Here is a 12,108-nt window from a genome sequence, read left to right as displayed (position 1 = left end):
GCAGCGGCGCACCTCCCGCGCAGCAGGAAAACGTACGCGGACCGGGCCGATCGCAGGGGTTGGGCTAGACGGTCACCTCGACCGGTTCGTCGCTGACGACGTAGTTCTGAATTTCGATGAGCAGCAGGTCGCCGGCTTCCTGGTCGGTCAGGCCCTGGGCCAGAGCGAGTTCGGAGACGAGGATCTGTCGGGCCTTTTCGAGCATCCGCTTTTCGCCGGCGGAGACGCCCTTGTCCTGGTCGCGACGCCACAGGTCGCGCACGACCTCACTGACCCGGTACACGCTGCCGCTGGCCATTTTCTCCTGGTTGGCCTTGTAGCGGCGCGACCAGTTGCCCGGTTCCTCGGTGAAGGCGTTCTGCAGAATTTCGTACACAGCACTGACACCCGCGGCGTCGATGACGTCGCGCACGCCGACGAGCTCGACGTTGTCGACCGGCAGCTGAATGGTCAACGCGCTCGTGTGCACGTTGAGGGTCATGAACTGCTTCTCGACGCCCTTGATGGTGCGGGTCGCGAGGGCCGTGATGGTGACCGCTCCGTGGTGGGGATAGACCAGGGTTTCGCCGATTTCGATCTTCATAGAATGCGCCTTCAGTTTTGTGTGGGTGATGCAACGCGAACGGGCGTTGCGCGTGAGGTAACAGGTTCGAGCAGCCAGCCCGGCAGCAGCGCCACGAGCTGGTCGACGAGTTCGTCGTCGGAGACATCGAGGTGACCGCGCATCCACGCACCGATCAGGGTGAGCGCGCCGCCGGCGACGTAGGTGGTGACCAGCTTGGCGTCCACAGCGTCGTCAAAGACGAGCACCGACTGCAGCATGCGAGTGGCGTACGCCTCGATGATCTGGTCGTGCGCGCTGCGGGTCAGCGGCAGTTCAAGCACGCTCGCGTACAGGGGAAAATTCTCAACCATATGCGCGACGAGGCGCGCATAACCGAGCCGTGAGGCATTTTCACCGGTCCTCGGCCGCGGCAGGTCCAGCCCGGCCGAGCCGATGTCGACAAACTGCGCCCGCAGCAGTTCGGCGGCAAGCACGTCAAGGCTCGCAAAGTGCGCATAGAACGAGCTGCGGCTGATGCCCGCCAGGCGCACAATCTCGGCCACCGAAACGGATGCCGCCGGCTGGGCGATCAGCGTGCGAATCGCCGTGAGAATGAGCTGTCTGGTGCGCTCAGCCCGGGGATCGTGCGTGAGCTTCGACTCAAGTTGAACGTCTGACTGCACCTGACCCGCCTGCAGGCGGGGGTCAGTCAACGAAGTCATTAGACCATACTAACACTTTTCGGACATGTGTCCGAGATGACGCAATCTTTCACGGCTGACTCGCGGAAAGGGACGCCCTTTCGCGAGTCAGCCGCACACCCCTAGCGCCCGCGGTACTCGTCGAGCAGCTGCGCGCAGCGGATGAAACCCAGGTGCGAGTAGGCCTGCGGGTGGTTGCCGAGGTGCTTCTCGGTGGCGGGGTCGTATTCCTCCGACAGCAGCCCGGTCGGACCCACGAGACTGACCAGCTGGTTGAACAGTGCCTCAGCCTCGTCGAGGCGACCGGTGAGCACGTAGGCCTCGATCAGCCAGGTCGTGCAGATGTGGAAGCCACCCTCGAGCCCGGGCAGACCGTCGTCATAGCGGTAGCGGAACACCGTCGGGCCCACGCGTAGTTCGCGCTCCACCGCGCTCACGGTCAGCTGAAAGCGCTCGTCGGTCACGTCGAGCAGGCCCGACAGACCGATGTGCAGCACGGCGGCGTCCAGGTCGGGGCTGTCGTAAGCGACGGTATACGACTGGGCTTCCTCACTCCAACCTTCGCGCAGCACCTCCTCGCGAATTGTGGCGGCGAGCTGTTCCCAGCCCTCGCCCACGTCGCGCCCATGCCGCACGGCGATGCGAATGGCCCGGTCCACGGTCACCCAGCACATGGTCTTCGTGTAGGTGTGGTGCCGCGGCGAGCGCCGGGCCTCCCAGATGCCGTGGTCGGGTTCCTGCCAGCGACTCGTGACGGCGTCGACCATCTCGGTGAGCAGGTGCCACTGAAAGTCCGAGAGCGACCCCTGCCGGGCGCTGAGCGTGTCGATGAGCTCGGCGACCGGGCCAAACACGTCGATCTGCACCTGGTTGTCGGCGGCGTTTCCGATGCGCACCGGGCGTGATCCGGCGTACCCGGGCAGCGATTCGAGGCTCGCCTCGGTCGACAGCGAAGATCCTGTGACCGAATAGAGCGGATGCAGCCACTGCGCGCCAGGACTGTCCGCCACGACCCCGGCCAACCAGTGCAGAAACGACTCCGCCTCATCGGTGGACCCGAGATCGACGAGCGCCTTGACGGTCATCGAGCCGTCGCGGAGCCAGCAGTACCGGTAGTCCCAGTTGCGCGTGCCACCGATTCCTTCGGGCAGCGACGTCGTCGAGGCAGCGAGCACTGCTCCGGTCGGTTCATAGCAGAGCGCGCGCAAGACGAGGGCCGACCGCCCAACGAGCGAGGGCTTGACGCTCGGCAATGACAATGCGTTCACCCAGGAACGCGAGTCATTCATGACCGCACCGCGCCTGGTGGCCTCACCGGCAGCATCCGGAATGTACGGCTCGGTGTCACCGCAACGCAGATTGAGCACGACAGCGCCCTGCGAGAGGTTGACGATAGCGGTGGCCGTTTCGTTGCGGCCGTCGCTGGTGACGGTGAAGTCGACGCCCGCCGCCGAGAGCACGATCGGGTCGGGGGTGCCGGTGATGGTCACCATGCCATCGGTCGCGTGCATGTTGAAATAAGCGACGGCGTAGTCGGGCCGCGGCGCAAACACGATGCGAGCCAGCCCCGTACCGGTGAGCTTGCGCACGAGGTTGGTGATGCCGAGCGGTGAGGGCTCGATGTAGTCGGTGACGGTGACGTCGGCCCAGCGAGTTTCAACGATCATGGTGTTGTCGACGTAACGCTGGCCGAGCACGCGACTCTTCTTGACCGGTTCGATCGAGAAGTGTCCGGCCTCTTCGCTGCCGAGGATGCTCGCAAACAGTGAGCCGGAATCGGGCAGCGGATGCGTCATCCAACAGATGCGCGCTTCCGGCGTCACGAGGGCCGTCGAGGTGCCGTCGCCGAGCATCGAGTGGCGTTCAATGGCCACGACGTGCTGGCCGAACAACCAATCCTTGCGCAGCTCGAACAGCAGGGCCAGAATCTGGGCGAGCTTTTCGGGGCCGGTGATGCGATGAGCGGCGACGGATTCGTCGTCGCCGATGCGAATGCCGAGGTCGGGGCCGTGCAGGGTGTTCATGGCCATCTCGTCGCTTGCGGCGTCGCCGGCGAAGAAGGCGGCGCTGACGCCGAGACGGGTGCGCAGCCGGTCGAGCGCGATGCCGGAATCTTGGGACTCATCGGAGGGCTCGTGCGCGTCAAAGAATTCCGAGTCGAATTCGGCTCCGTTCGACCCGACCAGGTGCACCTCCCGGGGCAGCCGGGAATCCGCGGCCAGGTCGCGGAGCGGGCGGCCCGACATGACGGCCGTGTGGGTGTTGGGCAGGGCAGCGAGGGCCCGCAGTGCGGTCGCAGACTCGGCCAACAACACGGACGGCACGTCCGAGGCAACGTGATGGGACAGGGTGCCGCCGTAGTTGCAGGCCACGAGCAGCGACGGGGTGCGGGCGAGCTGTTGCAGATCCTGCAGGATCTCGCTTGACAAGCCCGTCAATGTGCGTGGCAGGTTCTTGGAAAGATTCATGCGATGGGGCATATGGAGGTTCCTTGCAGAAGTGCGTCGACCGTCAAACCAGCGGCTGGACCTAGGTGACGTTACCATCCGCAGAAGGCCGGTCTGCGGGCTACCCTCCTTCTGGCGGGGTGTTGCCAGAATCAAGCGCCCGCCGACCCGATATTGGCTCGTCTCTAAGAAGTTGGCCCTGGTTTGAACCGGTGCCGACTTATTGCACACGTGCCACGAAAAAAGCACGGTAACGAGCCCGTCGAGCTAGACGACCTCGCCCATCGGAAGGTTGCCCTTGCGGGCATCCAGCTTGCCGAAGTGGGTCTCGAGCAGGCTCTTCATCTTGTGCAGGGCGCCGGTCAAGGCTTCCTCCACGGTGTTGGCGTTTTCGGTGACGACGACGGGCGTTCCACCGGCTGGACGGGCCTCGAGCGTGCATTTGATGTCGTCGGCGCTGCTGCGGCCAGCACTGCCATCGGAGAGGTGAACCTCGACCCGGGTCAGGCGTTCGCCGTAACGCGCGAGGGACTCTTCGACGATGGTTTCGAGCGCTCCGGCGACCCGCTCGGTGCCGTCGACGTTGCTGTCGGTATTGACGATGACCTGCATAATCACTCCTATAATTGCTTACAATTTCAGGTTAGCCCTCACTAATCCAAACCCCCTGCGAGGACCAGGCCGGGAAGCACCGCCAGCAACTCTTTCACCCGGGTGTCGTGGTTCTCGGCGAGCATCTCGTTGGTCAGAAATGAAAAACCGAGTCCCTGTTCTGGCCAGGCTCCGTGCAGGCTGCCGCCCGCCCCGGAATGCCCGAAAGCCGACGCCTCCGGCCCGTAGGTACCGATCGGGTCGGCCAGTTCGAAACCGAGGCCGAAGCGCAGCTGCCGGTCGTTGATGGCATCGATGCCCTCAGACCAGGTCTGGGTCGCCGCCGCGAGCGTGCCCGACGACACGAGTGATCCCAGCCGGGAATACAGCGCGGCCATCGCGTCGGCCGTGGCAATTCCGCCGCCGGCCGCCAGCTCCCCGCGATGAAGTTCGGGGGTGTTGGCCCGCAGCGTTGTCCCCATCAACGATCTGGAATACATCCGCTCCACTATTTTGCGGCGTTCCGGGTCGGTCAGGTAGGTGCTGATCGCGTAGCCCTCGGCCCGAAACATCGGGGCGACGCGCGATTCCAACGCGTCAGGAAGCCCTAGATAAATGTCGAGTTCGAGCGGCCGCGCAACGAGCTCATCGATCAGCTGCCCGGCGCTCTGGCCGGTCACCCGCCGAAAGATCTCGCTCATCAGATAGCCGTAGGTGATCGCGTGATAAGCGACGCGGGTTCCGGGCGCCCACAGCGGTGCCTGCGCGGCGAGCGCGGCTGCGTTGGCAGCGTTGTCGAGGTCGGCCCACTCCCCCGGCGGTTCGGGGTCGACGTAGACCAGGCCGACCGTGTGACTAAGCACCTGCGCCACCGTAACGTCTGCTTTGCCGGCGGCGGCGAATTCGGGCCAGTAGTGCGCGACCGGGCGGCGCATATCAAGTAGCCCGCGGTCGACCAGCAACGCCGCCACGGCGGCCACGACGCCCTTGGTGCCCGAGAACATCACGGCCAGCGTCCGCGGGCTCCAGTCGTTGACGATCGCGTCGGTCGGTTCGGCGCGCTGTTCAACGCTGCCGCCATACAGGCGCACGAGCGGATGCCCGTTCCGATACACGCAGAACGCCATCCCGCCGCGGGACCGGTCGACCTGCTCGGTGAAGACCCGCACCAGCCGGTCAAAGCCGGGCAGATCGCCGTCGTTGTGCGCCTGAACCGACACGGTTACAGCGTTGGAACGTGGGTCAGCAGCTCCCGGGTGTAACTGTGCTGCGGGTTCTCGAGCACGTCGTCGGTCGGTCCGATGTCGACGATGCGGCCGGCGTGCAGCACTGCCAGACGCTGGGAAAGGTGGCGGGCGAGCGCAATATTGTGGGTGACGAACACCATCGCCATCCCGGTTTCCACCTGCAGGGTGCGCAGCAGGTCGATGATCGAGGCCTGCACCGATACGTCGAGCGCGCTCGTGACCTCGTCGCAGACCAGCACCGAGGGGGCATTCACCAGTGCGCGGGCGATCGCGGCGCGCTGACGTTCACCCCCGCTGAGCTGGCCCGGCCGCCGGTCGATGAATGACGCGGCGAGCTGCACTTGGTCGAGCGCCTCCAACACGAGGGCCCGACGTTCCTTGCGGCTGAAGGTTCCCGACATGTGCAGGGGCACCTCGACCGATTCGCCAATGGTGCGACGCGGGTTGAGCGAGGACATCGGCGACTGGAACACGTACTGAATACGGTGGCGTTCCTCGGCGCTGCGCTGCCGCGTTCCGGGTTGCAGGGTCGTTCCGGCGAGGCTGACCGAGCCGGTGTAGGTGTCGTTAAGCCCGGCGATGCAGCGGGCGGCCGTGGTCTTGCCCGAGCCGGATTCCCCGAGCAGCATGAGCGATTCACCCCGACCGAGCTCGAAGTCGATCCCGTTGAGAACTGCGTTCGTGCCGTAAGACAGCCGCAGGTCGGCGACCGACAGCAGGCTGGTGGGCTCAGCCACGACGGGCGTTGCGACGCGAGCGGATGCCGCCCGCTCCCGGCTGACGATCGGCATGGCCCCGGTCACCGCCTCAACCTCCCCAATGTGGTGGCGCCCGGCCAGGTCGGGCACGGCATTCAGCAGCTTGCGGGTATAGGCGTGCTGCGGATCGTGCAATACCTGGTCGCTCCGGCCCTGCTCCACGATGCGACCGGCGAGCATCACGGCGACCTCATCGGCCACTTCCGACACCACAGCGAGGTCGTGCGTGATGTAGAGCCCTGCGACGGCATGGGTCGTGACCAGCTGGTGGATCGTCTGCAGCACGAGGGCCTGCGTAGTGACGTCCAGCCCTGTCGTAGGTTCGTCCATCACCATGACTTCGGGGCGAAAGGCGAACGCCATGGCGATGCCCACGCGTTGCTGCTGCCCACCGGAGAGCTCGTGCGGCCAGCGCCGCTGGTAGGCGGCATCGTTCGGGAGTCCGACATCGGTGAGCACTTCGGCCAGCCGGTTGCGGCGGGCCTGTTCCGACGCGCCGTAGCCGTGCACGCGCAGCACCTCCATGATCTGGGTGCCGATGCGCATGGCCGGGTTCAGCGACAGGGCTGGGTCCTGCGGAACATAGGAGATGGAGCCGCCGCGCAAACCGCGCCGACCGGCATCCGTCAGCGCCAAGAGGTCGGTGCCATCGGAGAGTTCAACGGTGCCGCCGACGTGTTTGAGTCCGGTGCGAAAGTAGCCGAGGCAGGCAAGCCCGGCCGTGGTCTTGCCGGAGCCGGATTCGCCGACGAGGGCGAGCATCCGTCCCCGCTGCAGCGTGAAGGAGACGCCGTGCAGAATCTCCTTGCCGAGCGCGGTGGCCACGCGCAGGTCGGTGGCCTGCAATGCCACCTCGGTCTGCTGCTCGATCAGTGTTCTCATTTGTTCTCCTCCACGGTGGCCGAGGCGCGCGCGACGGCGTCGGTGATCAGGTTGCTGCCGACGGTCAGAATGGCGATGGCGAGCACCGGCAGAATAACGCCCCACGGCTGCACGGTCAGGGCGATGCGGTTCTCGTTGATCATCAGGCCCCAGTCCGCGGTCGGTGGCTGCATGCCCAGGCCGAGAAACGACAGCGACGCGATCGCGGCGATCGAATAGGTCATGCGCAGGCCGAGCTCGACCATCAGCGGGCCGGTAATGTTGGGCAGCACGTCCTTCAGCAGAATTTTCCAGCGCGGTACCGCATACATTTCCGAGGCCCGAATAAAGTCCTCAGTGATGACAGCGGATGCCGCCGAGCGAGTCACCCGAGCAATCCGCGGCGCGTGGGTAATGCCGATGACCAGCACCACCACCCAGCCCTGCGGGCCGAGCACGGTGATGGCGAGCAGGGCGAAGACCAGCTGAGGCAGGGCCAGCAGCACATCGTTGCCGCGCATGATGATGCCATCGAGCGCCCCGCCCTGGTAGGCGGCGAGCATGCCGGCGGCGGTTCCGAGCACCATACCAAGGGCGGTCGCGAGGGCAGCGAAGACCAGCAGAGTCAGGCCGCCGCCCAGGAAGCGGCTGAGAATGTCGCGACCGAGGTTGTCGGTGCCGAAGACTCCGTCGGGCTGAAACGGGCGGCCGGCAAATTCGGTGCTGGTGTACCCGGTGAGCCAGGGCAGCAGCAACGGCCCGACGACGGCGACGAGCACGACGATTCCGGTGAGTACGAGGCCGATCTTGGCCTGGCGCTGACGGATGATGCGGCGCAGCAGCCCGGGCGGCACAGCAATCGCCTCTGTGGCGGTGTCAATCGTGGTCATCGGATTCCTCCCGTGCGCAGTTTCGGATTGGTCACAATGCCGACGATGTCGGCGAGCAGGTTGACCACGACGTAGACAGCGGCGATCAGCATGGCCAGGGCCTGCACGACCTGCACGTCCCGGTTGGTCACCGCGTCGACGAGCGCCTGCCCAACGCCGGGATAGCGGAATAGAAACTCGACCACGACGATGCCGCCGGCGAGCCAGGCGAGTTGAATGGCCACGACCTGGGCGACCGGTGCGATCGCGTGCGGCAGGGCATGGCGCACGATCACCTGGCGTTCGGGAACGCCCTTGAGCCGGGCCATTTCGACGTAGCCGGAGTCGAGCACCTCGATCATCGTGGTGCGCATCATGCGAATGATGTATGGCATGACGACGAGCACGAGGGTCAGCACCGGCAGGATCAGCTGGCTCGGGTAGTCCCAGACCTGCTCCCCGGGCGGTGCCATCGTCACAGAGGGCAACACGGTGAACACGGTGGTGGAGAACAGGGTCACGAGCGCGATGCCGATCACGAAGTCGGGCAGCGCGGCGAGCACGAGCGAGATTCCGGTGGCGGCGTGGTCGCCCGCCCGGCCGCGGCGCAGGGCGCTGTAGGTGCCGACGAGGATTCCGACCGGAATGCTGATCGCGGCGGCTAAGGCCATCAGAACGAGTGAGGCGGCGATGCGATCGCCGAGCAGTGCGGCCACCGACCCGCCGGACGCGGCCGAGACGCCGAAATCGCCGACGAACAGTCCGCCGAGCCAGTGCAGATAACGCTGCGCAAACGGATCGTTGAGGTTCATCTGCTCGCGCAGGGCCTCCAGCCGTTCAGGAGTAGCCTGCTGGCCGAGAATGGCCTGGGCCGGGTCGCCTGGCAGCAGCAGGGTCGCCACGAAGACCAGCATCGAGACGATGAGCAGAATGACCGCGCTGATCGAGAGGCGGCGAAGGATGAGACCGAGCATTAGTTCTGCCCTCCCATCCACACACGACGAAATTCGAATCCGGACAGCGGCAGGCCGGTGCCGTTGGGCACGAGACCTCCTACGTAACGCTGGTAGGCATCCGCTTGGTTGGGGTGGCCCCAGATGATGTAACCGCCTTCGTCATATTCGATGGTCTGCGCCTCGCGGATCAGCTCGTTGCGTTGGGTCGGGTCAATGGTCGATTTCGCCTGCTCGACCAGTTCGAGGAAGCGGGGGTTGGCCCAGTGCGTCTCGTTGTAGGGCGAGGTCGGCAGCGAGCCGTTGTCAACCTGTGGCAGAAAGTTTCGGGTGTACCAGAAGTCCTGCGCGAAATCCCACTGCAGGTAGTCGTCACCGAAGAAGGTGGTCGTGTCGACCCGGCGAATGGTCACGGTGATACCCGCGGCGAGGGCCTGCTGGGCAAAGACCTGCGCCGCTTCGACGGCACCGGCCTGGATCGGCGCGGTGACCAGTTCAACCTCGAGCCCGTCGGGGTAGCCGGCCTCGGCCAGCAGCTCCTTGGCGCGATCGATGTCCTGCACGCGTTGCGGCAGGTTCTCGGCGTAGCCGGGGTCGTACAGACCGTACATGTCGTTGCCAATGGTGCCGTGGCCGCTGAGCACCTGTTCGACCATTTCTTCCCGGTCGACGACCAGCCGAAAGGCCTGGCGCACTCGCACGTCGTCGAACGGAGCACGGTCGACCCGCATGGTGAACGGCAGCCACATGCCGGTTTCCGAGTTGAGAATATCCACCCGTGGGTCGGTTTCGAGCACCTCGAGCAGGGCTAGGGGAACCTGTCCGATGGCGTCGACCTGGGTGGACAACAGTGCGTTGATCAGGGCGTTGTCGTCGCTGAAGTTAAGAATGCGCAACTCGTCGAGGTGCGGCTCGTTGTCCTGCCAATAGCTGTCGTTGCGGGTGAAGGTACTTCGGCGCCCGGCGGTGAACGACTCGTATCGGAACGGTCCGGTGCCCACCGGGTTCTGCGGATCATAGTCGTCCGGCACGATGCCGAGCGAATACTGCCCGAGCGAGTCGTCGAAGGTCGCAGTGGGCGTGTTGAGCCGAAATTCGAGGAGGTAGTCATCCAGCACGACGACCTCATCGAGAATGGTCAGGCTCGAGGCCCCTGACTTCGGATTCTCCGGGTCCGTGATCCGGGCGAAAGTCGCGGCCACGTCACGGCTGGTCATCAAGTGACCGTTGTGAAAGGTGACCCCCTGGCGCAGGCGCACGGTCCAGGTCTTGGCGTCCGCCGACGGCGTGGCCGAGAGCGCGAGCAAGGGCTTGAGATCGAAGTTCTCGTCGCGGTAGAGCAGCGCCTCGTACAGGTTGACGACCCGGGCGATGTCGGTGGTAGAGACCGGAACGTGCGCGTCGAGGGTGTCCGCCGCTCCGCCGCCGACCAGGCCGACTCGCAGAATGCCGCCGCGCTGGGGTGGTCCGGTGAGCGCGGGCAGCTGGGCGACCGCCGTGCCGCCACACGCGGTCAGCAGCGCGCCCACGCCGATCGCCATGCCGCCGCCGAGAACGTGGCGACGAGAGAAGAAACGGGCGGATGCCGCGGCGAGCGCCGAGCGAGCGGTGCCCGGCGAATTCGGATCGAGCGGTGAGATAGACATGGGACTCTTTTTCGGTTGCAAAACGTGAAACGGCAGCTGACGGCTGGCTGGCCAGGGGTTAGAGCGAAACGGTGCGACCGATCCAGTCCGGCGCGGCGGCGGAGCCGGGCAGGCTGTGGTCGCTGATCACGGTCGCCACGAGCGCGGGAAACGGCGCGGTGCGGCCGGTTCCGGCATCGACGTGCAGGGCGAGCAGCTCTTCGGTGGCGATCAGGGTGCCGCCCGAGCGCATCTCGTGCGCGAGGTGCAGCTTCTTCGCTCCGGCACCGACGATGGTGCTGGTGATCGTCAGGGCGGCACCCTCGCCCGTTTCGGCCAGATAGCGCACGTGAGCCTCGACCGTATAGAGGGAACACCCGCTTACTAAACGGTAGGCCGCGTCGAGGCCGAGGCCATCCATGACCTGGTCGGTGGCGAAGCCGAAGGCGAGCACGTAATACGCCTCGGAGAGGTGGCCGTTGTAGTCGATCCAGTCCGGCTGCACGGTGCAGTGGTAGGAGTCGAGCACGCTCATGCCCGGCGTCCCTTGATCTCGTCGATCACGTTCCGCACGGCGATGATGGCGGCGTCGCGTTCAATAATAAGGTCGTTGACCGAGCGCTCTTCGGCAGCGTCGACGCCCGCGATGACGGCTTCGCGCAGCTCGTCGGTGAGTTCGGGAGCCTCGAGCCGGGTCCACGGCGATTTCAGCGACGGGCCGAAGTGTTCCAGCATGTGGCGCATGCCGCCCTGGCCGCCGGCGAGGTGGAAGGTGGTCATCGGGCCGTGGATCGGCCAGCGCAGACCGGGGCCGTCGGTGATCGAACGGTCGATCTGCTCGACGGTCGCTTCGCCGTTGTCGATCATGTGCAGGGCCTCGCGCCAGAGCGCTTCCTGCAGGCGGTTGGCGATGAAGCCGGGCACCTCACGGTCCATCTTGATCACGGATTTGCCGATGTACTCGTAAAAGTCGGCGGCCCACTGCACTGCGGCGGCACTCGTGGCCTCGCCACCGACCACCTCGACCAGTGGAATCAAATAAGGCGGGTTGAACGGATGCCCGACCACCAGCCGGCTCGGGGTTGTGGCCCGTGTGGCCATATCGGTCATGCTGTAGCCCGAGGTGGAGGAGGCGATCACGACACCGTCGGCGGTGGCCGCGTCAATATCGGCCAGAAGGTTCTGCTTGAGCTCGAGCACCTCCGGAGCACTCTCCTGCACGAATCCCACGCCGGCGACGGCTTCGGCAATGTCGGTGTGCACGGTGAAGTTGTCGGGCGACGCGCCCTCGGCGAGGCCCAGCTGGGTCAGCGCCGGCCAGGCGGCGTCGATGAGCTGGCGCACCTTGGGGGCGGCGCCCGGAGCAGGGTCCCAGACCCGCACGTAGTAGCCCTTGGCCAGAAAATACGCGGCCCAGCCGGCACCGATGGTTCCGGCGCCGATGCAGGCGATGGTGCGCACGTCGGCGACGCGGCCGCGGGCATCCGTTTCACTGGTGAAGTCGGTCATGGT

At 65.8% G+C, this 12,108-nt stretch carries 11 protein-coding genes; all 11 read right to left on the bottom strand.

What is annotated here, in order from left to right:
• Positions 1-64: 64 nt before the first annotated feature.
• A complete protein-coding gene (locus tag E3T39_RS08940; RefSeq protein ID WP_134463214.1) occupies positions 65-583 on the bottom strand; it encodes a CarD family transcriptional regulator in 519 nt (172 codons plus the stop codon).
• Between the two features lie 11 nt (positions 584-594).
• On the bottom strand, positions 595-1,266 hold the full coding sequence (locus E3T39_RS08935; protein ID WP_134514543.1) for a TetR/AcrR family transcriptional regulator: 672 nt from the start codon (positions 1,264-1,266) through the stop codon (positions 595-597).
• A 101-nt stretch (positions 1,267-1,367) separates the two neighbouring features.
• Entirely contained in the window at positions 1,368-3,725 is a 2,358-nt protein-coding gene (locus tag E3T39_RS08930; RefSeq protein ID WP_134514541.1) for a trehalase-like domain-containing protein, read from the bottom strand.
• Positions 3,726-3,959: 234 nt separating this feature from the next.
• Positions 3,960-4,304, bottom strand: coding sequence for an HPF/RaiA family ribosome-associated protein (locus E3T39_RS08925; protein WP_134514539.1), 345 nt, complete (start codon positions 4,302-4,304; stop codon positions 3,960-3,962).
• 41 nt (positions 4,305-4,345) lie between these two features.
• On the bottom strand, positions 4,346-5,503 hold the full coding sequence (locus E3T39_RS08920) for a serine hydrolase domain-containing protein (protein WP_134514537.1): 1,158 nt from the start codon (positions 5,501-5,503) through the stop codon (positions 4,346-4,348).
• Between the two features lie 2 nt (positions 5,504-5,505).
• Positions 5,506-7,170, bottom strand: coding sequence for an ATP-binding cassette domain-containing protein (locus E3T39_RS08915; protein WP_134514535.1), 1,665 nt, complete (start codon positions 7,168-7,170; stop codon positions 5,506-5,508).
• On the bottom strand, positions 7,167-8,039 hold the full coding sequence (locus E3T39_RS08910; RefSeq protein WP_134514533.1) for an ABC transporter permease: 873 nt from the start codon (positions 8,037-8,039) through the stop codon (positions 7,167-7,169). Before E3T39_RS08910 ends, E3T39_RS08915 begins: the two co-directional genes overlap by 4 nt.
• Positions 8,036-8,992: an ABC transporter permease gene (locus tag E3T39_RS08905; protein WP_134514531.1), complete on the bottom strand. Its 957-nt coding sequence runs from the start codon at positions 8,990-8,992 to the stop codon at positions 8,036-8,038. Before E3T39_RS08905 ends, E3T39_RS08910 begins: the two co-directional genes overlap by 4 nt.
• The gene (locus E3T39_RS08900) at positions 8,992-10,617 is read right to left on the bottom strand and encodes an ABC transporter substrate-binding protein (RefSeq protein WP_338145267.1); all 1,626 of its coding nucleotides are present in this window, start codon (positions 10,615-10,617) and stop codon (positions 8,992-8,994) included. The genes E3T39_RS08905 and E3T39_RS08900 overlap by 1 nt, the downstream gene beginning before the upstream one ends.
• A gap of 58 nt (positions 10,618-10,675) precedes the next feature.
• Positions 10,676-11,131 (bottom strand): thioesterase family protein, encoded by a 456-nt coding sequence (locus tag E3T39_RS08895; protein WP_134514529.1) that lies wholly within the window; start codon positions 11,129-11,131, stop codon positions 10,676-10,678.
• Entirely contained in the window at positions 11,128-12,105 is a 978-nt protein-coding gene (locus tag E3T39_RS08890) for a 3-hydroxyacyl-CoA dehydrogenase NAD-binding domain-containing protein (protein WP_134514528.1), read from the bottom strand. Before E3T39_RS08890 ends, E3T39_RS08895 begins: the two co-directional genes overlap by 4 nt.
• Positions 12,106-12,108: the final 3 nt, after the last annotated feature.

Source organism: Cryobacterium suzukii (assembly GCF_004403185.1).
In the GTDB taxonomy this organism is placed as follows: Bacteria; Actinomycetota; Actinomycetes; order Actinomycetales; family Microbacteriaceae; genus Cryobacterium; species Cryobacterium suzukii.
This window is presented reverse-complemented; position numbering and strand designations above follow the sequence as displayed.